This window comes from Pseudomonas sp. v388 (genome assembly GCF_003935425.1).
Taxonomy (GTDB): domain Bacteria; phylum Pseudomonadota; class Gammaproteobacteria; order Pseudomonadales; family Pseudomonadaceae; genus Aquipseudomonas.
Genome location: NZ_RHQN01000009.1, coordinates 287,305 through 309,530 on the forward strand (window position 1 = coordinate 287,305; position 22,226 = coordinate 309,530).

Below are 22,226 nucleotides of genomic sequence, written 5' to 3' on the forward strand. Positions count from 1 at the left end.
AGCAAGCTGGCTCTTACAAAACGCTTGACCCGTTGCTGGCGGTACGATTGCGTGCGTCCTGTGCTGTCTGAGCACTTAATGATCAAAGGACGATCACGACATGCAATTGATCAAGAACGGAAACTTCAGCCATGGCTTCAAGAGCTGGCAAGGCCCGGAGGGTTTCAAGCCGGACTTCCAGCCTCACGGCAACGGGCAGAGCCTGCGCCTGCCCGCCGGGACACTCATCAGCCAGTCGCTGCCGGACCTGCCGGGCAAAACCCTGCGTATCGAATTCGACGTAAGAAGCGCTGACCCTCTGATTCCAGAGGCAAGGTTCACTGTCAGTGTCGGCGGCTTTACGGCCGACGGCACGGCTCAGGTTTCACCCATACCGGGCATGGCGACACGGGACTGGCAGCGACTGTCCGTGAGGCTCTACTTCCTGGAAGCGCTAAGCCTCTGTTTTATCAACGTCACGACCCCGCGCCCCGCCGATGCTCAAGGTGAGCTCGGCCCCGTGCGATTCGCCGATTTCACACTGACGCAAGAAGAGCCGTCCTGATGCAGAACGGCTCTTAAGGCTCAACGGATCGGCGGGGCGTGCAAGCCTTGGTCTTCGCCATCGGACCTGGCATCGCGACGCTCTTTATCCGACGGTTCCTTGATCCGGTACCAGGCCACATACAACGCCGGCAGGAACAACAGGGTCAGCAGCGTGGCGATGACGATGCCGCCGATCATCGCGTAAGCCATCGGCCCCCAGAACACTTCGCGTGCGATGGGAATCATGCCCAGGCTCGCCGCTGCCGCCGTCAGCAGAATCGGGCGGCGGCGGTGTTCGGTAGCCTCGACCACCGCATCCCACGGCAGATAACCGGCGCGCTCATAAGCGTCGATCTGGGTCACCAGAATCACCGAGTTGCGGATGATGATGCCGATCAGCGCCAGTACGCCGAGAATCGCCACAAAACCCAGCGGCGTGCCGGTCGGGATCAGCGCCAGCACCACACCAATCAAGCCCAGCGGCGCAACGCTGGCCACCAGAAACATCTTCTGCACACTGTGCAGCTGGATCATCAGGAACGTCGCCATCAGAAACAGCATCAGCGGCAGCACCTGCGCAATCGGGCCCTGGGCCTTGCCGCTCTCTTCCACGGTCCCGCCGGTGGCAACCTTGTAGCCGGCAGGCAAGCCTGACGCGAATTTCTCGATCTGCGGCTTCAGCTCCGCGACCAGGTCGGTGGGCTGCATGTCGTCCCGCACCGCGCCCTTCACGGTAATGGTCGGCTTGCGATCACGCCGCCAGACCAGCGGCTGCTCCAGTTCATAACCCACATTGGCAAACGCCAGCAGCGGAATCGACGTGCCACTGGGCGTGACGATCTGCAGGTTCTGCAGGGTTTCCGGCGTGCCACGCTCGGCTTCCTCGGCGCGCCCTACCACGTTGATCAGATAGATATCGTCGCGCACCTGGGTCACGGCGGAGCCACTGACCACGCTGTTCATCAGCTGGGCCACGTCCTCGGAAGACAGCCCCAGTTGCCGCGCCTTGTCCTGATTGATATCGATGCGCAACACCTTGCCCGGCTCGTTCCAGTCATAGATGACTTCGCCGACGTGCGGGTTGTTGTCCAGCAGGGTTGCCAGCTCGATGGCGTGCTGGCGCACCTTGTCGATGTCCTTGCCGCTGACCCGGTACTGAATCGGACGCCCGACCGGCGGCCCCATTTCCAGCGGCTGGACGAACGAGCCGATGCCGACGAAATCGTCGCGCAAGCGCTTCTGCAAACGCTCGGTCAGCGCACCACGGGATTCCAGGCCTTTGCTGACGATCACCAACTGGGCATAGAACGGGTTCTGCAATTGCTGGTCCAGCGGCAGGTAGAAACGCAGCGCGCCCTGACCGATGTAGGTGCTCCAGCGTTCGATGTCCGGATCGTCCTTGATGCTGGCCTCGAAGCGATCCACCACCTTGCGCGTCTCATTGATCGAAGCGTTCTGCGGCAGGTTGATATCGACAAGGATTTCCGGGCGATCCGAGGCCGGGAAGAACTGGTTCTGCACGAAGCGCATCGAAAACAGCGCGGCGGCGAACAGCAATAACGTAATGCCGATCGCCAGCCAGCGATGACGCATGGCCCACAGCATGCTGCCGTTGAAGCTGCGGGCGATACGCCCCGGCTTCTCCGACTTCTTCTTGATGTTGCTGCTCAGGATATGCACACCGATCACCGGCGCGAACAGCACGGCTACCAGCCAGGACACGAGCATCGCCACGGCAATCACCGCGAACAGCGTGAAGGTGTATTCCCCGGCCGAGCTGGCGTTCAGGCCGATGGGCACGAATCCGGCCACGGTCACCAGCGTGCCGGTCAGCATCGGGAACGCGGTCGAGGTGTAGGCGTATGTCGCGGCCTGCTCTTTGGTTTCGCCCAGCTCCAGGCGGGTGACCATCATCTCCACGGTAATCATCGCGTCGTCGACCAGCAGGCCCAAGGCGATGATCAGCGCGCCGAGGGAAATCCGCTGCATGGTGATGCCGCTGTACTCCATGAACACGAAGACCATGGCCAGCACCAGCGGGATCGAACACGCCACCACCAGCCCGGCGCGCACGCCGAGGCTGACAAAGCTGACCACCAGGACGATGACGACGGCCTCGAACAGCGCACTGGTAAAGCCGCCGACGGCCTTGTCCACCACTTCGGCCTGATCCGACACCTTGTGCACGCCGACGCCCACCGGCAGGTTGGCGGTCGAAGCGTCCATGCGCTCATGCAGCGCCTTGCCGAAGCTCTGGATATTGCCGCCATCCTTCATGGCGATGGCCAGGCCAATGGCCGGCTTGCCGTTGTAACGAAACATCGGCGCCGGCGGGTCGGTGAAGCCGCGCTGAATCTCAGCGATATCGCTGAGGCGATAAAAACGGTCGTTCAGGCGCAGGTTGACCGCTGCCAGATCCTTTTCCGACGCGAACTGCCCGGAGGTACGCACTGAGATCCGCTCCGGTCCGGCCTCGATGACGCCGGCCGGGGTCACGGCGTTCTGGGATTGCAGGCTCTGCACCACCTGGCGCTGATCCAGGCCGAGGGCCGCCAGCTTGCGGGTCGAGAAGTTGAGGTAGATCACTTCATCCTGCTGGCCGATCATCTCGACCTTGCCCAACCCCGGCACCTCACGAATCTCGGCGCGCACCTGCTCGACGTAATCGCGCAGCTGGCGCATGGAAAAACCGTCGGCGGTGAACGCGTAGATCGAGCCATAGACGTCGCCGAACTCGTCGTTGAACGACGGGCCCTGCAGGCCCTGCGGAAACTGCCCGCGAATGTCATCGACCTTCTTGCGCACCTGGTACCAGATTTCCGGAATGGCTTGGGCATCGGTGGTATCGCGCAGGAACACCATGATGGTGGACTCGCCGGGCCGGGTGTAACTCTTGACGTAATCCAGCGAGTCCAGCTCTTCGAGCTTCTTCTCGATCCGGTCGGTGACCTGTTCCAGGGTTTCATCTACCGTGGCGCCCGGCCAGCGAGTCTGGATGACCATGGTCTTGATGGTGAAGGAAGGGTCTTCCTCACGGCCCAGGTTCATGTAGGAAAAAACACCCATCAGCAGGCCGACGAACATCAGGTACCAGACGAACGACTGGTGCTTGATGGCCCACTCGGACAGATTGAAGCTTCCTTTCATCGCGGGCTTTCCTCATCGACTTTGACTTTCTGCCCAGGCTTCAGGCTGTTGACGCCCGCAGTGACCACCCGCTCGCCGGCCTTCACGCCGGCGCTGAGCACGAAGCTGTCCGCCTCGCGGCTCACCAGGCTGACCGCTCGTGGATTGACGGTCTGGCTTTGCGGGTCGATGACCCAGATCTGCTGCTTGCCGTCGACTTCCTGCAGCGCACTGATCGGCAAGCGCAATCGCGGCTCTATCGCCGAGCTGAGGGTGACGCTGATTGCCGTGCCCAGGCGCAAGGCCGGCGGCGTCTCGACCAGCGACAGACGCGCGCGGCGGGTGCGGGTGGAGCGGTCCGGTTGCGGTTCGATCTCGCGCAGTGTCGCGGTGGTCTGGATCGCGGGTTCCAACTGACTGGCGACCGTGAAGATCACGCCCGCAGGCAACTGCTCGGCCAGCGAAGCCGGCAGGTCGATGACCGCTTCCTTGATATCGGGACGCGCCAGGGTGACGACCTCTTGCCCGGCGGTGACCACTTGCCCGGCTTCAACCTTCCAGTCGGTGACGACCGCATCGTGATCGCTGCGCAGCTCGCTGTAGCTGAGCTGATCCCGAGCCTGCTCGACAGCGGCGCGGGCCTGCTCTCGCGACGAATTGGCGGTTTTCAGGTCGGTCAGGGCGATGTCGAGCCCGGCCTGGGCGCCGACGCCTCGATCAAACAATTCCTGCTGACGGCGGGCATTGGCCTGGGCGTTGATCCACTGCGCCTCGACCTGAGCCAGATCGCCTTCGCGAGCACGAACGGTGTTCTGTTGGTCGGTCGGATCGAGGGTGGCGAGCAATTCGCCTTTTTTCACTTCACTGCCGACATCCACATCACGCCGGGCGATACGACCGGGAACGCGGAAACCCAGCACACTTTCGTAACGCGCCTGAATGCTGCCGGCGAACCGCCCGAATTCCTGCATCGACTCGGCCTGCACCTCGACCGAGACCACCGGGCGCACCGGTTCGGGCGGCGGCTCATCCTTGCCGCAACCGGCCAGCAGCAGAGCGCCCAGCAACACGCCTGCCAGGCGCTTCATGGCTGCACCTGCGCGGCCTGATTCTCTGGCATCTCAGCGATTTCCACCTGCATGTCCGGGTGCAACAGTTGTCCGCCTGCGATGACCACGTTTTCTCCGTTTTTCAGTCCATCGCCGATCACCACGCTGGAAGTCAGGTAGCGCGTGACGCTGACTTTGCGCAGGTTGACCTTGCCTTGATCGTCCACGACCCACACCGCAGGCTTGCCCAGGTGCTCGCCCAGATCCTTGGTCAGCGCCGACCACGGCAGCTCCACGCTGGCATTGGCCGGCGGGCTGAGCGCGACACTGACCACCGAACCCAGGTCCATGCCTTGAGGCAAGGGTTCGAGCGCGATCTTGACTTGCAGCGTGCCGGTTTCAGCCGATACGGCCGGCGTGACTTCGCGCACCCGGCCGTTGACCTTGATGCCTGGGTTATCCAGCAACGACACCTGCACCGGCTGGTCGGTCGGCGGCTGCACGAACAGCGATTCGTAAACGTTGAACACCGCATCGCGCTCGCCGTCGCGGGCCAGATCGAAAATCGGCTGGGTCGCCTGCACCACTTGCCCGACTTCGGCCTGGCGCGCGGTGATCACGCCCGGCGTATCGGCGATCAGCGCGGTGTAGCTCAGTTGCTCGCGGGCATTGGCCAGTTGCGCCTGAGCAGCTTTCAGCGAACTCTCGCTGCCACGCAAAGCCGCTTGCGCGGAATCGTATTCGCTGCGGCTGGTGTAGCCCTTGGGCAGCAGCTTTTGCTGGCGCACGAATGCGGCGCGGGTCTGGCTGACGCGGGCCTGTTCGGCGGCCACGGCGGCCACGGCTGAATCGACATTGATCTGCAAGTCCCTGGGATCGAGCCGCGCCAGTACCTGTCTGGCGGTCACCCGGTCGCCGACGTCCACGTTGCGCTGAATGATCTTGCCGTTGACGCGAAACGACAGACGCGTCTGCACCCGAGCCTGAATGTCACCGGTGAGCGCCACGGCGGCAGCAAAACCGGCGGTTTTCACCGGCTGCACGTAGACTCTGGGCGTATCGGGCGCGGCCTGCTTTTCCTCGCCGCAACCGGCCAGGGCAACGAGGGCAGCGACCAGCACGGCCGTCTGGCCGAGGGAAAAGAGTCGTGGAAAACGAACGGGCATGCAGACTCCTTATGCGGCTGCCGGGTGCTGCGGTGATATCACGCGAGAACAACGTGAACATGCGACTGTACGCGTGCGGGAGGGTTCCTTGTCCGGCTAAACTCGCCGGGCAGTCGACCACATACAGCAAGGAAGCCTGAATGCTCAAGACACTCGCGGTGGCCAATTACCGCTCGATCAACCAGCTGGTGGTGCCGCTGGGGCGGTTGAATCCGATCACCGGCCCCAATGGCAGCGGAAAATCGAACCTGTACCGCGCCCTGCGCCTGCTGGCCGAAACGGCGCAAGGCGGCGTCATCAATGCCTTGGCCCGCGAAGGTGGACTCGACTCGACCTTCTGGGCGGGGCCGGAAAAAATCAGCCGGCGCATGCAGAACGGCGAAGTCCCGATCCAGGGAGGGCCGCGACAGAACCTCATGCGATTGCGCCTGGGGTTTGCTGGCGAAGACTTCAGCTATGCGATCTCGCTGGGTCTGCCGGAACCAAGCAGCTCGGCCTTCTCTCTCGATCCGGAAATCAAGCGCGAGTGCATCTGGGCCGGCGCGGTGTATCGGCCCGCCAGCCTGCTGGTTGATCGCGCCGGTCCCATGGTCCGCGCTCGCGATGGTCGCGACTGGGATGTGCTGGCGCAACACACGCCCAGCTTCGACAGCCTGTTCGATCAGGTCGGCAACCTGCGCACCTCGCCGGAGGTGCTGCATTTGCGGGAGCAGATTCGCGGCTGGCGTTTTTATGATCACTTTCGTACCGACGCTCAGGCCCCGGCGCGCCAGCCGCAACTGGGAACCCGCACGCCGGTGCTGCATCACGACGGCCGTGATCTGGCGGCGGCGTTGCAGACCATCATCGAGATCGGTGAGCCCGAGTCGCTGCATGCGGCGATCAGTGATGCGTTTCCCGGCGCACACTTGAAGATCGGCGCTATTCCGGGCGGACAATTCGCGCTGCAGTTCTATCAGCAAGGTTTGCTGCGCCCGCTGTCGGCGGCTGAACTGTCGGACGGCACGCTGCGCTATCTGCTGCTGATCGCTGCCCTGCTCACGCCTCGCCCGCCGACCATGATGGTGCTCAACGAACCGGAAACCAGCCTGCATCCCGATCTGCTCCCGGCACTGGCGCGCCTGATCGTGCAGGTCTCCGAGCGCTGTCAGGTATGGGTGGTGTCTCACGCCAGCCGCCTGATCGCAGCGCTGGAGCGGGCAGCGGAATGCAACCCGATCATGCTGGAAAAGGTGCTGGGCCAGACCGGCATCGTCGACCAGGGCATGCTGGATGAGCCGGCCTGGAGTTGGCCGGGCTAGGACCGACCGGACCTGCCATTACAGCGGTGTATCCTCCACGTCGCGGATCACCGAGCCTCGCCGCGAAAGGCTGGCGACCGGAGTTCCAGGCTCATCGAGCGCAGCCACTGATGACCGTGGCGCCCTCGAAGCGGCGGAACGAGCGGCATGCTGGAGGCTTCTGCTGCGGACATATAATCCGCCACGGGCGAGCATCGTTGGCCAACTGATGCCGACGGCAATCCACGACAGAATCCGGGTCGCTTGAGACTCCTGGTCCGCTACCCGGGTCACGAACCCGGCAAGCCATGTCGTCCCGGCCGCCAGCGCCGCTACCGGGACGACCGCCGATACCTTCTCGGCCAGGTTGGCCGGTCTGTAGTGAGCCGCCACGGCCCGGCCGGCGGTGGCGGCAGGCGCCGCAGGCACTTTGACCCCTTTCCATAACGCTGAAACGGCCGGGCGGGCACCTGCCAGCCCTATCACTGCAGTCATGACGCCGGCAAATATATAGAGGCCGGAAGCGATGTCGCTCTCCAGATCATGTCCGCTGGGATCGGTGCGATTGACCGGGTCGCCGGCACAGTACGCATAGGCGTTCAGTCCGCCCTTGCCGAACGGACTCCGGCTGTCCGGGCTATTGAAACGCATCAGCAGCGGGTTGTAAGCGCGATAACCATTACCCAGCAGGTAATGGCCGGTGAACAGGTCGGGATGTTCGCCGTTGAAGCCGGGCAGAGCGGGAAATGGCACGCTGTCCTGACGGTAGCCATACGGAGCATATGCGAAAGAGGTTGGCCGACCGTCAGCCACGGCGGTCACTACACTGTTGGGACGATCCGGGGCGAGCAGCACACACCTGTCACCCTGGGCCGAGCCGTCGAGCTGCGCCAGGAGCAAAAGCTCGCTTCGCAGAAACCGCCGATGCCGGCCACCTTCGCTTTCGGACGCCAGCCGGTCGGCACAGTATGAGCGTTGGATGACACCATCCCCGTACGGCGTCTGGGCGGCGAGCCGGTCCAGCGCGTCATACCGATAAGACCCCGACCGACCCTGCATGGCCATGCGCATTACTCACGAAGCGGAGATATGGCATCAACATGACTCAATAGAGCAGGCCGGTCTACTGGCAGAAATACCAGCTCGCCCAGTTGCTTTGGGACGAATGTCCCGATGACTGTCGCGGCGCCCGGTTCGCGACCAAGGTCGCTCCTGCAATGGCGCTCTGTCGGCGCCAGCCTGGCCGCTACAGCGCAATCAGCTACCCGAACCGCCGTGGGCCTCTTCGAAGAAATAATCCTTCCAGCTCTCGGCCTTGTTCTTCAACACGCCCAGTTCATGCAGCTTCTCGGCGTAGATGTAGGTGCGTTGCGGGGTGACGGTGAAGTCGATTTCCGGATCGGCAACGATCTTCTCTACCAGCGGCAGCGGCAGTTTGGACTGTTCGACGCGGATGTAGGTTTTCGCGGCCGCAGGTTTGTCGGCCTTGATGATCTTCTCCGCCTCGGCCAGCGCATCGTAGAACGCCTTGTAGGTCTTGGGGTTCTCGTCGTGGAATTTCTCGGTGGTGTACAGCACGTTGAAGGTCGCCTGACCGCCGAGCACGTCATAAGAACTGAGCACTTTATGCACGTTCGGGTTTTCCAGCGCCTGGTACTGGAACGGCGGGCTGGAGAAGTGCGAGTTGATTTCCGAGCCACCGGCCAGCAATGCCGAGGTCGCATCCGGGTGCGCGAGGCTGACCGAGATGTTGTCGAATTTCTTGAAGTTCTCGTTTCCGAACAGCTTGGCGGTCTCGATCTGCAGGGTGCGCGACTGGAAGCCCACGCCCGCCGCCGGCACGGCGATACGGTCCTTGTCGGTGAAATCCTTGATGGTCTTCACGTTGGGATTGTTGGTCAGCAAGTAGTTGGGCATCGAGCCCAGCGAGGCAATGGCCTTCACGTTCTGGCGACCCTTGGTGCGGTCCCAGATGGTCAGCATCGGCGGTACGCCGGCGGACACCACATCCAGCGCACCGGCCAGCAGCGCTTCGTTCATCGCAGTGGCGCCGGAAATACTGTTCCAGTTCACTTCGATGTCGACACCTTGAGCCTTGCCGTGTTTTTCGATCAGTTTTTGATCACGTACCACGTCGAGGATCAGGTAACCGATCCCGAACTGCTGGGCAATGCTGATCTTGCCTTCGGCTTGCGCGCCGCCGCTGAGCAGACTGCCCAGCAGGAAAGTGGTTGCCAGCGCGGTCAGTGCCGGTCGCTTGAAGATCTTGGCCATGTATTCCTCACAATATGTTTTTTTAGTTGGGCAGATAGTTGTCCGGCTCAGCGCTGCATTCCCCAGCGCTTGACCGTGAGGCGTTCGATGTTGGCGAACAGCAGGTTTTCCACCAGCAGACCGATCAGGATCACGGCGGCGAGACCTGCAAACACCTTGTCGGTGTACAGCTCGTTGCGGTTCTGGAAGATGTACCAGCCCAGGCCGCCCTTGCCCGACGAAGCGCCGAATACCAATTCGGCGGCGATCAGCGTGCGCCAGGCGAAGGCCCAACCGATCTTCAAACCGGCAAGGATCGAAGGCAGTGCAGCCGGGATCAGGATGTGCCAGACGAACCGCAGGCCCTTGAGGCCGTAGTTGCGCCCGGCCATGCGCTGGGTTTCCGAGACCCCGAGAAAACCTGCATAAGTGTTGAGCGCCAGTGCCCACAGCACCGAGTGCACCAGCACGAAAATCAGGCTGTTCTGGCCCAGGCCGAACCACAGCAACGCCAGCGGCAGCAGCGCAATGGCCGGCAGCGGGTTGAACATCGCGGTCAACGTGCCCAGCAGGTCACGACCCAGTTGGGTCGATACCGCCAGCGTGGTCAGCCCGAATGCCAGCACGATGCCGATCAGGTAGCCCTGGATCAGCACGGTCAGGGAAATCCACACCTTGCCCGGCAGCTCGCCGGTAATCAGGCCGTCGTAGAAAGCGGCGGCGGTTTGCAGAAAGCTGGGCAGCAGCAGGTCGTTGTTCTGGAGGCGCGCGGCAGCTTCCCAGAGCACCGCCAGCGCGATCATGATCACGCTCTTGCGCACCCAGCCCAGTTGCCAGACGCGCTGCACCAGCGGGATGTCTCGCGCCAGATCTTCCTGGGTGAAAGGCTCCAGCGCGACTTCATATTCTTCGCGAATCGGGGGGGAAAGGCTCATGGTCTGAATCTCGACTTGGCAATAGCCTGTAGGAGCGGGCTTGCCCGCGAAGGCGATCTATCAGTGACAGATTCATGAACAGACACGACGCCTTCGCGAGCACGCTCGCGGCTACAGAGAAATCGGGGTGTTAGTAAGCGATACGAATATCCTGGAAGTTCAGCTCTTGCTCGCCCTGCCCGGTCTCTTCCTCATTGAACAGCAGGCGGTGAATACGCTGGGCGGTGTGCTGGAAGCCGACGCCACCCAGACTCTGCAAGTCGTACTGATGGCTGTTGATTTCAGCCCGCACGCGCCCCGGATGCGGCGATAGCAGCAGGATGCGATTACCCACCACCAGCGCTTCCTCGATCGAGTGGGTCACGAACAACAGGGTGAAACGCACTTCGTCCCACAATTCCAGCAGCTCTTCCTGCATCTTGCGGCGGGTCAGCGCATCGAGCGCGGCGAACGGCTCGTCCATGAGCAGGATTTTCGGTTGCATCGCCAGCGCACGGGCAATGGCCACCCGCGCTTTCATGCCGCCGGACAAGGTGTGCGGGTAAGCGTCGGCGAAGGCACTGAGGCCCACTTTCTCCAGGTAATACTTCGCTCGCTCCAGCGCTTCAGGGCGCTTGAGCGTGCGCGAGGCCAGCAGCGGGAACATCACGTTTTCGATGACGGTCTTCCACGGCGGCAGCTGGTCGAACTCCTGGAACACGACGATGCGGTCCGGGCCTGGCTCCTTGACCTGCTTGCCGGCCAGGCGAATCTGTCCTTCGCTGGGCTGGATGAAACCGGCCACGGCCTTGAGCAAGGTGGATTTGCCGCAACCGGAAGGCCCGAGCAGCACGAAGCGGTCAGCCGGATCGATCTCGAAACTGACCTGATGGGTCGCCCGCACCACACGTTCCGGGGTGCGGTATTCAAGGCTTACGCCCTGGACCTGCAACAAGGCTTCAGTGGCATGCTGAATGGCCTCTGGCGGATGTGTTGCGTGGCTAGCCGTGTGGCTTTGCACTACAGCATTCATGAAACTCTCCCGATTCAGAACGGCGCGGAGCCCTGGATGGTCGTGCGATGCAATCTGCGTCGCAGGTGGGCCGGGCAACCGGCAGCGAGGTGGATCAGCGAACGGTTGTCCCAGAACACCATGTCGTTGGGTTGCCACTGATGGCGATAGATATGTTCGGGCAGCACGCTGTGGGCGTAGATCTCGCTGAGAATCTGCCGGCTCTCGTCTTCCGGAATATCGAGAATGCGGGTGGTGAAGCCTTCGCTGACAAACAGCGCCTTGCGGCCGTTTTCCGGATGGGTCCGCACGATGGGATGGCTGACTTCCACGACCTGGGCCAGTTGCTCCGGCGTCAGGGTCGGCCGCCAGCTCGCGGCGTTGTGGCCTTCGGCATAACGTGCGGTGTAGCTGTGCACTGCTTTGCGACCTTGCACGGCGTCACGCAAATGTTGCGGCAGGGTTTCCCAGGCCAGATGCATGTCGGCAAACAATGTATCGCCGCCTTCGCTCGGCAACTCCTGGGCGTACAGCATCGAACCCAGGCTTGGCAGTTCCTTGTAGGACAGATCCGAATGCCAGTATTTACCGGCGTCGCCCAAGCCCACCGGCTGACCGTTCTCGACGATATTGGAGACGATCAGGATCTCTGGATGATTGGCGAGCAGGAACTGCTTGAGCACGTGGATCTGCAACACGCCGAAACGGCGGCTGAAGTCGATCTGCTGCTGGGGCGTGATGACCTGATCGCGAAACACGATCAGGTGGTAGTCCAGATGCGCCTGATGCACGCGGGCGAAGTCGGCGTCGTTCAGCGGTCTGGACAGATCCAGTCCCACGATTTCCGCGCCCACCTTTCCGGTGAATGGACGCACATCGAACTGCTGGCCTTGAGCTTGAGACGACAATGAAGCGAGGGAGGCTGCTGGCATGAGAACTCCGACTCCAGAACAATGAGTGACTGAGAGCAGAGACTTTATAGATATAAGAAACGGAATTTAAATACCGTTAATGCATATGCATAGCTCTGATTGAGCTAGCGGATTTGTGGGAGCGGACCGGGCGGCGCTCCAACAAGAACGTTACGCAAAAAAGCGCCAGGGACGTTCATCCCCGGCGCTATTTCATGTTATTCATCCAGCCGCAATCAGAACGCCGGCAGTACCGCGCCGTCGTACTTCTTGTTGATGAAATCCTTCACTTCCTGGCTGGTCAGCGCCTTGGACAGTTTTTCGATGGCATCGCTCTTGGCGTTATCTTCGCGGGTGACCAGGAAGTTAACGTAAGGCGAGTCAGCGCCCTCGATGATCAGCGCATCCTTTTTCGGATTGAGCTTGGCTTCCAGCGCGTAGTTGGTGTTGATCATGGCCAGGTCGACCTGACTCAGTGCACGCGGCAATACGGCCGATTCCAGTTCACGGAATTTCAGCCCTTTAGGGTTGGTCGCGATGTCTTTCGGCGTAGCCAGAGCATTGGTCGGATCTTTCAACGTGATCAGGCCACCCTTCTGCAGCAGAAGCAGCGCACGGCCGGCGTTGCTGCCTTCGTTAGGAATGGCGATGGTTGCGCCTTTCGGCAGGTCAGCCAGAGTCTTGTATTTGCTGGAGTAACCGCCGAACGGTTCTACGTGAACGCCCACACCGGTCACCAGATTGGCGCCCTTGCCCTTGTTGAAACCGTCCAGATAAGGCTTGGTCTGGAAGTAGTTGGCATCCAGACGCTTCTCGTTGAGCTGCACGTTAGGCTGCACGTAATCAGTGAATTCCTTGATTTCCAGGTCGACACCTTCCTTGGCCAGTGTCGGCTGGATCAGCTTCAGGATTTCAGCGTGGGGAACAGGCGTCGCACCGACGACCAGTTTTTCACCGGCATGAGCCAGGCCAATCGAGAACGCAGCCGCCAGAGCGGTCATCAACAACGTCTTTTTCATTTAATGTCCTTAGCGAAAAATCCCGAAGCGTCATGAACCATGACGCCCGATCAACAGGTGTGCCGGCGCCTCTGAAAAGAGGCCGCGGCGTGGCACGGACATTACCGGTATTTTTTATTCCAAGAAAATACTTTTTTTGCAGATGCTTATGCCTTTATCCAACCCCTCAGACCAGCGATTCCAGCAACTGCCGCAGCGCCTGGATCTGCTGCGCGTCAGCCGTCGCCACCACGCGCCGGGCCTGACGCTCGATACTGGCCAGTGAGCTGGCGTTATCGGGCAGGTTGAGGTGCTCGGGCAGGATCTCGTCACCACTGCTGACCAGCAGCGCGAAATGAATGACGTTCTCCAGTTCACGGGTGTTTCCCGGCCAGTCATGAGCCTCCAGCGCGCTTTGCGCCGCGTCGCTGATCAGCGGAACCGAAAGGCTCAGGCGCTGGCTGTAGATGCCCACGAAATACTCGGCCAGCGGCAGAATGTTGCCCGGCTGCTCGCGCAAGGCCGGCAGGTCCAGCCGGCCCTCGCTCAAATAGTGATAAAGCCGGTCGTGGAATTTGCCGGCGGCCACCGCCTGGGCCAGATCGATACTGGTCGCTGCTACCAGCCGTACATCGACCGGGCTGGGCTGATGCGCCCCGACGCGGGTGACTTCATGGGTTTCCAATGCGGCCAGCAACTTGACCTGAATCGGCAGCGGCAGATCGCCGATCTCGTCCAGATACAACGTGCCGCCATTGGCCGAACCAAACCAGCCGGCGCGGCTGCTGATCGAGCCGCTGTGAGCGCCGGCCGCATGGCCGAACAGTTCGGCGTCGGCATAAGTGGGACTGATGGCGCCGCAATTGACCGACACGAACAGCCCGGTCCGGTCGCTGCCTCGATGGATATGTCGCGCCAGCAGTTCCTTGCCGGTCCCGGATTCACCACGGATCAGCACCGGCAGCGAACGGGGCGCCAGTTGCTCCATTTCGGCACGCAACTGTCGTGAACGTGGGTCGATGAACACCAACGCCTTGGCACGGATGCTCAGCGGGCTTTTTTCGGCGTCGGGAAAGGTCAGCAAGGGTTGACCGAAGGTTTCGTGCAGGCTCATGACAGACTCCCGCCCGAACCCTGGCCAGATTCGGACGTAACGGTAAAACAACAGGCTCTGGAGCCTGACGAGAAGGCGGCCGCCGGATCAGGCTCGGCGACGCGCGTGATGCTCCAGACGGTTTTGCAGGCGATACAGGTAGGCGAACCCTTGTTCCCAGCGCTGGTGTCCGGACTTCACATTGATGTGCCCGGCCTGGCTGAGAATTCCAGTCTCGGCGCCCCAGTTGCGGGCCATTTCCAGCGCCCGCTGGGTGCTGACGGCCGGGTCGTTATCGGAACTGACGATTTGCGTAGGAAACGGCAGCAGGTCGGCCGGGATTGGCGCGAAATTGCGCAGTGCCGGTGGGCAATTCGGTCGCTCGACGTCGGCAGGCGCGACCAGCAAGGCGCCCTGTACCTGACGCAGCGTTTCCAGCGGAGCCAGTTGCGCCCAATGGGCAACGGTGACGCAGCCAAGGCTATGGGCGATAAGAATCACCGACGAGCTGTCGGCGGCGATAGTCCGTTGCAATTCACCGATCCAGTCCTCGCGACGCGGCTTGAGCCAGTCGGCCTGTTCCACCCGCGCGCTGTTGGGCAGGCTATTCTGCCAATGGGTTTGCCAATGATCGTCGGGCGAGCCTTGCCAGCCTGGCACGATCAGATAGCGGATCGGTTCGTTGTGCATGGGGTTCGCCTCCTGCATGCGCGTTCATGAGGCCAGTATAGGGATGGAACTTATATTCGCTAAGGAATAAGAAGCTATTTGTTAATTTCCTAATGGAATATGCCAGGCAAAAAAGAGGGCCACTCCCTGCCTAAGAGGAGTAGCCCTTGATAAAAATCGCTTACGGGGCAAAGAGTAATCGTGCGGCGTTACAAAAATACGACGGAACCGGGCCATATTCATTACACGCGAGCCGGCGCAGAGTAAGGGTGTTATCCACCCGCTGTGCAGTCAGTCAGGCCAGACTTGCACTACTGTCATAAAAGCTTTCATTCTCCGAACGTGATGCCGGGCGACGGAGTTGCCCGAAATTGACCGAATCTGTGACAGGACGGGTTATCGCATGCCTGAGCCAAGCAGCCTCGCCAGTTGGACGCGCGCATTGTGCAAACAGCTCGATGCACTGACTCTGGACAGCACCGCGCTTTGCGTGGCCGCCGGGATCGATCCTGCCCAGGCCGACGACCCGCATGCCACCTTTGCCTGCGATGCCACCCTGCAGCTCTGGGCACTGGCGGTGCAGGCCAGCGGCGATCCCGCGCTGGGCCTGCGGGTTTCGCGTTTCGTCAGCCCGACCACTTTCCATGCGCTGGGCTACACCCTGGTGGCCAGTGGTTCGCTGCGCGAAGTGTTCGAGCGCATCGTTCGCTATCACGCCATGGCCGAAGACTCGCTGGCGTTGACCTTCAAACGGGTCGGCGACCGTTACGAGTTCCGCTTCAGCGCGCCCACGGCCAGGCTGCAGGCCGACGAAGTGCTGGATGCCTTCGCGGCGATCTACCTGCGCACTTGTCGCAATCGTCTGGGCCGCAGTTATGCGCCGCTGGCGGTCCACTTGCAACGTCAGGCGCCTGCCGACCCACGGCCCTGGCAGGACCTGTTCCGCGCACCGCTGTTTTTTTCGGCGGCGTGCAACATGCTGGAGTTCGCCAGTACCGGCTTCGACAGCCACCTCGACGACAGCCTGACGCTGGACAACGACAGCGAGCGACCGCCGGTATTGATCTGGGAGCAGCGCGTTCGATCAGCCATCGAAACCCTGCTGCCCGAAGGCGAACCCACGGCGCAGAGCATCGCCGAAGCGTTGAGTCTGAGCACCCGCAGCCTGCAACGACACCTGGCCGATGAAGGCTGCCGCTACGACCTGCTGCTCAACGAGTGTCGCCAGAACCTGGCGCTGTTGCACATGAGCGATCCGCACAGCTCGCTCAGTGAAGTCGCCTATCTGCTGGGATTCTCCGACACCGACAGCCTGAGCCGGGCGTTCAAACGCTGGACCGGGTTGACCCCCAGCCAGTACCGTCAGGACCTGATGCGCTGAACCGTACTAACCCGTCATGCGTGCCTTCAGGACATTCGCCGCCTTGCGCAACCGCTCGACGTCGAACACCTCCAGCTGTTCGGCGCCGAGCCGTATGATCTTGCGCTCATGCAAGTCGTTGAGGACGTCGAGCAACGCAGGTCGCGCCATCGAGAGCGCCGCGTTCGCGTCGATTTCGTCCAGGCGGATCAGGCGCCGCGCGTGGCTCAGCACGCCATAGCCCTCGCACAGCAGCAACAGGCGCCAGGCGACCTGGGCCTTGGCGGACAATGTCTGCATTTTCTCCGGACGCAGCAGCGGCAGACCGAGCTTACGGCTCAGCAGATCCGCCAGCGGGCGCCAATACTCCGGATTGTTCTCGAGAATGCCCAGCAGGTCTGCCTGGGCGATGTGGAGAAAGATCGTCTGGTCCAGTGAAACGACGTCCAGCCGGCGCGGCAGGCCGTCGAACAACGACACTTCGCCGAACCAGAACGGGGTACGAACGTACTCGACGCGGGGCGAGAGACGCTGGTCGTCGGCACGCCCCACGCGCACCGACCCTTCCAGCAATGCGTAAATTCCGCATGGCGCGTCACCTTTGCAGAACAGTAACTTGCCGGGAGTCTTGCGCCGCTGGCGCGCCACCTCCAGCAAGCTATCCTGCAATCCGGCAGGCAGATGGGAAAACCAGTAATCGGTGAGCAGCCGAGACCGCCATAAAACTCCATTCGTCATGTTCTGTCCCTTTGTTGCACAAGCAGTGTTTCTACTAACGTTTTTCTACAGGTGTCATTGCTACACCCCACACGGAAATCGCCGACCGATCATCGCTGGCAGGATAATAATGAAAAACCTCGTCGATCATCTCGCTCAATACGCGTCCTACCACAGGGACTCACGCAACATCGTGACTCACTTCATAGGCATCCCCATGATTGTGCTGGCCGTCGCGGTATTACTGTCGCGCCCCGGCTGGGACATCGGCGGTCTCTGGGGTTCGCCGGCCCTGCTGGTGGCCCTGGCGTCAACGATGTTCTACCTGCGTCTGGACCTTGGTCTGGGGGTGGTCATGGCCCTGTTCCTGTCGCTATGCGTCTGGGCAGGCGCGCTTCTGGCGCAACAGACCACAATGCTATGGCTGAGCGCAGGTGCAGGGCTGTTCGTGGCCGGCTGGATGATTCAGTTCATCGGTCATTATTACGAAGGCCGCAAACCGGCGTTCATCGACGATGTGTCGGGCCTGATCATTGGCCCGCTGTTCGTGGCCGCAGAGCTGGCGTTCCTGATGGGGATGCGCAAGCCGCTGCAACAGGCAATCGAACAGCGGGTGGGACCGGTGGGGCGCAATGTGCGCAAGGCGGCCGCCTGACCCAAGCCAGGCGCCACGGCCGGCGATCAATGGCCTTTGACTGAGCCGGGATTGATCATGCGCGACAGGCCCAGGTTTTTCAGGGCCAGTTGCAGCGAACTGCTGATGACCTGCGGGTTGTCGTTGGTCATCAATTGCGCCAGCAGTTCCTTGGCCTTGCTCAGGTTGATCTGGCGCAGCATCCACTTGACCTTGGGCAGGTTGGTGGCGTTCATCGAGAGGCTGTCGAACCCCATCGCCATCAGCAGCACCGCTGCCGCCGGATCACCCGCCATCTCACCGCAGATACTGACCGGCTTGCCCTCGGCATGGGCATCGCGCACGACACTTTGCAGGGCTTGCAGCACAGCCGGATGCAGATAATCGTAGAGATCGGCGACACGTGGGTTGTTGCGGTCCACGGCCAGCAAGTATTGGGTCAGGTCGTTGGAGCCCACCGACAGAAAGTCCACCTGCCGCGCCAGGTCGCGGGTCTGGTAGACCGCAGCCGGGATTTCGATCATCACGCCCACCGGCGGCATCGGCACGTCGGTGCCTTCGTCGCGCACTTCGCCCCAGGCCCGGTGAATGAGGTGCAACGCCTCTTCCACTTCGTGGGTGCTGGAAATCATCGGCAACAAAATGCGCAGATTATTCAGACCTTCGCTGGCCTTGAGCATGGCGCGGGTCTGGACCAGGAAGATTTCCGGATGGTCGAGGGTCACGCGAATACCGCGCCAGCCCAGGAATGGGTTTTCTTCCTTGATCGGGAAATAGGACAGCGCCTTGTCGCCACCGATATCCAGGCTGCGCATGGTCACCGGCAGCGGGTGGAACGCGGCCAATTGTTCACGGTAGATCGCCAGCTGTTCCTTTTCGCTCGGAAACCGCTGGTTGATCATGAACGGCACTTCGGTGCGGTACAGGCCGACCCCTTCCGCGCCGCGCTGCTGGGCGCGGGCCACATCGGCCAGCAAGCCGGTGTTGACCCACAGCGGCATGCGATGCCCGTCCAGCGTCACGCACGGCAGTTCGCGCAGGGCATCCAGCCCCTGGGAGAGCTGACGCTCTTCTTCCACGACCTTGGTGAACTGCTTGCGCATGATGTCGCTGGGGTTGGTGAAGACTTCACCGTGATAACCGTCGACGATCAGGTCGATGCCATCGACCTTAGAGTAAGGGAAGTCGACCAGGCCCATGACCGTAGGGATACCCATGGCCCGGGCCAGGATCGCGACGTGGGAGTTGCCCGAACCCAGGACCGACACCAGACCGACCAGCTTGCCTTCCGGCACTTCGCCGAGCATCGCGGGGGAAAGTTCTTCGCTGACCAGAATGGTGTTGTCCGGATAGACCAGCGCCTGCTGCCGCTCTTCCTGCAGATACGCCAGCAGTCGGCGGCCCAGATCCTTGACGTCCGAGGCACGTTCGCGCAGGTAGGCGTCGTCCATCAGTTCGAAACGTTTGACGTGTTCGTTGACCACCGAGCGCAGTGCGCCCTGTGCCCACTGGCCGGTCTTGATGACGTTGGTGACTTCGCTGCCCAGCGACGCATCGTCGAGCATCATCAGGTAAACATCGAACAGCGCGCGCTCTTCGGGGCGCAACTGCGTGGCCAGCTTGGCCGACAGGGTGCGCATGTCACTGCGCACACCTTCCAGCGCGTTCTGGAACAGCGCCAGCTCGGCATCGATATCGTGGACGGTCTTGTCCGGCACCACTTCAAGATCGGCGGGTGGCAGCATGACCACCGCGACACCGACCGCCGCGCCCGGCGAACCGGGCACACCCACGAACTTGGCTTCCTGGATGCCCTTGCCCTGGCGACCCAGACCGCGGATCGAGCCGGTGGCTTCGGCGTGGGCAATGACGCCCGCCAGTTGCGCGCTCATGGTGACCAGGAAGGCTTCTTCGCCTTCGTCGAACTGGCGCCGCTCCTTCTGCTGGATGACCAGTACGCCCACCACACGACGGTGGTGAATGATCGGTGTGCCCAGGAAGGATGCATAGCGCTCTTCGCCGGTTTCGGCAAAGTAGCGATAACGGGGGTGATCTGCGGCGTGTTCGAGGTTGAGGGGTTCTTCGCGGGTACCGACCAGGCCGACCAGGCCTTCGTTCGGCGCCATGCTAACCTTGCCGATGGAGCGCTTGTTCAAGCCCTCCGACGCCATCAGCACGAAACGGTTGGTTTCCGGGTCGAGCAGGTACACCGAGCAGACCTGACTGCCCATGGCCTCCTTTACACGCAGCACAATAATGCCCAACGCCGCCTTCAGATCCTTGGCGGAGTTAACTTCCTGGACGATCTTGCGCAGCGTATTGAGCATGGCTCGGGGTCGAACTCCGTGTCAGTCGCGCGATAACAGGCGCGGGGCAAGCTCTTTGAGTGCGCGTCGATACACCTCGCGCTTGAATGTCACCACCTGGCCTAGCGGATACCAATAGCTGACCCAGCGCCAGCCATCGAACTCCGGTTTCCCGGTCAAATCCATCCGCACCCGCTGCTCGTTGGAGATCAGGCGCAGGAGAAACCATTTCTGCTTTTGGCCGATGCACAGCGGTTGGCTATGAGTGCGGACCAGTCGTTGCGGCAGACGATAGCGCAGCCAGCCCCGGGTACAGGCGAGGATCTGCACGTCATGTCGTTCGAGCCCGACTTCTTCGTTCAGCTCACGGTAAAGCGCGTCTTCCGGCGTCTCCTGGGGGTTGATACCACCTTGTGGAAACTGCCAGGCATCTTGGTTAATACGCCGAGCCCATAGGACCTGACCAGCATCGTTCGTCAGAATAATCCCGACATTAGGACGGAAACCATCGGGGTCGATCACGGCAACAACCTCGCAAACGCATGTCGCCGCATTGTTCCACAAAGGCGATCAAACCAGCAACGAGGCTTCGCACCTTATGTGAAGACTTGTGAAAACCTCGTATTCTTCACGCCTTTCTTCAAATAATTCAGCGAGTAACCGCATGCGTCTGGCTTTATTCGACCTCGACAACACGCTTCTGGGCGGCGACAGCGATCACGCCTGGGGTGATTACCTGTGCGAACGCGGCATTCTGGATACCGCGACCTACAAGACCCGTAACGACGAGTTCTACCAGGACTACCTGGCCGGCACGTTGAACCTGACCGATTACCTGAATTTCACCCTGGAAATCCTGGGCCGTACCGAAATGGCCCGGCTCGATGAGTGGCACCGCGACTTCATGCGTGACTGCATCGAACCGATCATCCTGCCCAAGGCGCTGGAGTTGATCGACAAGCATCGCCGGGCCGGCGACAAGCTGGTGGTGATCACCGCCACCAATCGTTTCGTCACCGCGCCTATCGTCGAGCGCCTGGGCATCGATACCCTGCTGGCGACCGAATGCGAGATGATCGACGGGCGTTATAGCGGCAAGACCACAGGCGTACCCTGCTTCCGTGAAGGCAAAGTGACGCGCTTGCAGATGTGGCTGGAAGACAATGGCTTGAATCTGGAAGACAGCTATTTCTATAGCGACTCGATGAACGACCTGCCCTTGCTGGAGCAGGTCGCCAACCCGGTGGCGGTCGATCCCGACCCGAAACTGCGCGCCGAGGCCGAGCGCCGTGGCTGGCCGGTCATCACCCTGCGGGCGTAATGCGGTTCAGGCCGGTTTGAAGCCCATCAGGCCGGCCATCGCCACGAAGCACACGGCACTGACAACCGCCAGCGCCAGGGTGAATCGGGCGTTGCCCGTGGTGGCGCCGATTCGCAGCCGGTTGAGCCTGATCACCAGCCAGACCCAGCTGAAAATCGCGACGGTGTAGATCAGGCTGCTGCCCAGAACCCACGTCTGGCCCAGCGACAGGCCGGTCAGATGCACCAGCCACCAGCCGCTGAACGGCAGAATCGCCAGGCATACCGCCATCAATACCCAGGCGAACAGCAAGGGCCGATAAAGCAATCGGTTCTGCACCTTCGTGTCCCCTTCCAGCCGAACCTTGATAAACCCACCGGCCAGACTGAGTCCGCTCAGCAGCAACAGCACCATGGCGGCAATGTGAAGGGTGTTCAGCGCGGTGACGTATTCCATCCGCGGTAATCCTCTCGATTTGAGCAATGTTGAGTTTAGGCCAAGCCCCACAGCACCTGTAGGAGCGCCGCCCGGTCCGCTCCCCACAATTGCGTGGTCACCCCAAAAACAGCCGATACGCCGGGTTATGGGTTTCGTCCCAATGCGGGTAGCCGATTTCGTCCAGCGCCTGGCCGACCAGATGCCGTTCTTCTTCGGGCACCACCAGCCCGGCCACCACCCGACCATCCGCCGCGCCATGGTTGCGGTAGTGGAACATCGAGATGGTCCAGCGCCCGCCCAGTTTGTTGAGGAAGTTGAACAGCGCACCCGGTCGTTCGGGGAATTCGAAGCGCAGCACCACTTCATCGTTTACCCGCTCGGCATGCCCGCCGACCATATGGCGGATGTGCAGCTTGGCCAGCTCGTTGTCGGTCAGGTCCAGCACCGGGAAACCCTGAGCCGTGAGGCTGGCAAT

General features: G+C 61.6%; 20 protein-coding genes and 1 pseudogene. 5 read left to right on the forward strand and 16 right to left on the reverse strand.

Going from position 1 to position 22,226, the window contains the following annotated elements; translation table 11 throughout:
• Positions 1-100 precede the first annotated feature (100 nt).
• Positions 101-544, forward strand: coding sequence for a hypothetical protein (locus EGJ27_RS21095; protein ID WP_125832685.1), 444 nt, complete (start codon positions 101-103; stop codon positions 542-544).
• A 20-nt stretch (positions 545-564) separates the two neighbouring features.
• Here the strand turns inward: EGJ27_RS21095 and EGJ27_RS21100 are convergent, their stop codons facing one another.
• Genes EGJ27_RS21100 through EGJ27_RS21110 form a run of 3 tightly spaced genes read right to left on the reverse strand, consistent with a single transcriptional unit; the run spans position 565 to position 5,866 of the window.
• Positions 565-3,672 carry an efflux RND transporter permease subunit gene (locus EGJ27_RS21100; protein WP_125832686.1) on the reverse strand — a complete coding sequence of 1,036 codons (3,108 nt, stop codon included), beginning with the start codon at positions 3,670-3,672 and terminating at the stop codon, positions 565-567.
• Entirely contained in the window at positions 3,669-4,739 is a 1,071-nt protein-coding gene (locus EGJ27_RS21105) for an efflux RND transporter periplasmic adaptor subunit (protein ID WP_125832687.1), read from the reverse strand. Before EGJ27_RS21105 ends, EGJ27_RS21100 begins: the two co-directional genes overlap by 4 nt.
• Positions 4,736-5,866, reverse strand: coding sequence for an efflux RND transporter periplasmic adaptor subunit (locus tag EGJ27_RS21110; RefSeq protein ID WP_125832688.1), 1,131 nt, complete (start codon positions 5,864-5,866; stop codon positions 4,736-4,738). The genes EGJ27_RS21105 and EGJ27_RS21110 overlap by 4 nt, the downstream gene beginning before the upstream one ends.
• A 140-nt stretch (positions 5,867-6,006) precedes the next feature.
• On the opposite strand from EGJ27_RS21110, the gene EGJ27_RS21115 reads away from it, so the two are divergent.
• Positions 6,007-7,167: an AAA family ATPase gene (locus EGJ27_RS21115; protein ID WP_125832689.1), complete on the forward strand. Its 1,161-nt coding sequence runs from the start codon at positions 6,007-6,009 to the stop codon at positions 7,165-7,167.
• Between the two features lie 18 nt (positions 7,168-7,185).
• On the opposite strand, the gene EGJ27_RS21120 is transcribed toward EGJ27_RS21115, so the two are convergent.
• The 8 genes from EGJ27_RS21120 to EGJ27_RS21155 form a co-directional block, all read right to left on the reverse strand.
• Positions 7,186-8,211, reverse strand: coding sequence for an RHS repeat-associated core domain-containing protein (locus tag EGJ27_RS21120; RefSeq protein ID WP_256672892.1), 1,026 nt, complete (start codon positions 8,209-8,211; stop codon positions 7,186-7,188).
• A 192-nt stretch (positions 8,212-8,403) separates the two neighbouring features.
• Positions 8,404-9,420: an ABC transporter substrate-binding protein gene (locus tag EGJ27_RS21125; protein ID WP_125832690.1), complete on the reverse strand. Its 1,017-nt coding sequence runs from the start codon at positions 9,418-9,420 to the stop codon at positions 8,404-8,406.
• A 47-nt stretch (positions 9,421-9,467) separates the two neighbouring features.
• Complete coding sequence (locus tag EGJ27_RS21130; RefSeq protein ID WP_125832691.1) at positions 9,468-10,334, reverse strand: ABC transporter permease; 867 nt, start codon at positions 10,332-10,334, stop codon at positions 9,468-9,470.
• 130 nt (positions 10,335-10,464) lie between these two features.
• A complete protein-coding gene (locus EGJ27_RS21135; RefSeq protein WP_125832692.1) occupies positions 10,465-11,346 on the reverse strand; it encodes an ABC transporter ATP-binding protein in 882 nt (293 codons plus the stop codon).
• A gap of 14 nt (positions 11,347-11,360) precedes the next feature.
• Positions 11,361-12,257 carry a TauD/TfdA family dioxygenase gene (locus EGJ27_RS21140; protein WP_125832693.1) on the reverse strand — a complete coding sequence of 299 codons (897 nt, stop codon included), beginning with the start codon at positions 12,255-12,257 and terminating at the stop codon, positions 11,361-11,363.
• Positions 12,258-12,472: 215 nt separating this feature from the next.
• Entirely contained in the window at positions 12,473-13,255 is a 783-nt protein-coding gene (locus EGJ27_RS21145) for a MetQ/NlpA family ABC transporter substrate-binding protein (RefSeq protein WP_125832694.1), read from the reverse strand.
• A gap of 166 nt (positions 13,256-13,421) precedes the next feature.
• Positions 13,422-14,348, reverse strand: coding sequence for a sigma 54-interacting transcriptional regulator (locus EGJ27_RS21150; RefSeq protein ID WP_125832695.1), 927 nt, complete (start codon positions 14,346-14,348; stop codon positions 13,422-13,424).
• Positions 14,349-14,435: 87 nt separating this feature from the next.
• Positions 14,436-15,017: an alpha/beta hydrolase gene (locus tag EGJ27_RS21155; RefSeq protein WP_125832696.1), complete on the reverse strand. Its 582-nt coding sequence runs from the start codon at positions 15,015-15,017 to the stop codon at positions 14,436-14,438.
• A gap of 382 nt (positions 15,018-15,399) precedes the next feature.
• Here EGJ27_RS21155 and EGJ27_RS21160 point away from each other — a divergent pair, with 382 nt between their 5' ends.
• Positions 15,400-16,377, forward strand: a complete 978-nt coding sequence (locus tag EGJ27_RS21160) for an AraC family transcriptional regulator (RefSeq protein ID WP_125832697.1) — start codon at positions 15,400-15,402, stop codon at positions 16,375-16,377.
• 6 nt (positions 16,378-16,383) lie between these two features.
• On the opposite strand, the gene EGJ27_RS21165 is transcribed toward EGJ27_RS21160, so the two are convergent.
• Positions 16,384-17,094 (reverse strand): Crp/Fnr family transcriptional regulator, encoded by a 711-nt coding sequence (locus EGJ27_RS21165; protein ID WP_125832698.1) that lies wholly within the window; start codon positions 17,092-17,094, stop codon positions 16,384-16,386.
• Positions 17,095-17,203: 109 nt separating this feature from the next.
• Between EGJ27_RS21165 and EGJ27_RS21170 the strand changes: the two genes are divergently transcribed.
• The gene (locus EGJ27_RS21170) at positions 17,204-17,728 is read left to right on the forward strand and encodes a DUF962 domain-containing protein (RefSeq protein ID WP_125832699.1); all 525 of its coding nucleotides are present in this window, start codon (positions 17,204-17,206) and stop codon (positions 17,726-17,728) included.
• A gap of 26 nt (positions 17,729-17,754) precedes the next feature.
• On the opposite strand, the gene ptsP is transcribed toward EGJ27_RS21170, so the two are convergent.
• Positions 17,755-20,034, reverse strand: a complete 2,280-nt coding sequence (gene ptsP / locus EGJ27_RS21175; protein WP_125832700.1) for a phosphoenolpyruvate--protein phosphotransferase — start codon at positions 20,032-20,034, stop codon at positions 17,755-17,757.
• 21 nt (positions 20,035-20,055) lie between these two features.
• Positions 20,056-20,535: an RNA pyrophosphohydrolase gene (locus EGJ27_RS21180; RefSeq protein WP_002555745.1), complete on the reverse strand. Its 480-nt coding sequence runs from the start codon at positions 20,533-20,535 to the stop codon at positions 20,056-20,058.
• A 142-nt stretch (positions 20,536-20,677) separates the two neighbouring features.
• Between EGJ27_RS21180 and EGJ27_RS21185 the strand changes: the two genes are divergently transcribed.
• Positions 20,678-21,334, forward strand: coding sequence for an HAD family phosphatase (locus EGJ27_RS21185; RefSeq protein WP_125832701.1), 657 nt, complete (start codon positions 20,678-20,680; stop codon positions 21,332-21,334).
• Positions 21,335-21,340: 6 nt separating this feature from the next.
• Here EGJ27_RS21185 and EGJ27_RS21190 read toward each other — a convergent pair whose 3' ends face one another.
• Complete coding sequence (locus EGJ27_RS21190) at positions 21,341-21,769, reverse strand: DUF2269 family protein (protein ID WP_125832702.1); 429 nt, start codon at positions 21,767-21,769, stop codon at positions 21,341-21,343.
• Between the two features lie 97 nt (positions 21,770-21,866).
• Positions 21,867-22,226, reverse strand: a pseudogene (locus tag EGJ27_RS21195) (threonine dehydratase); the annotation flags it as partial.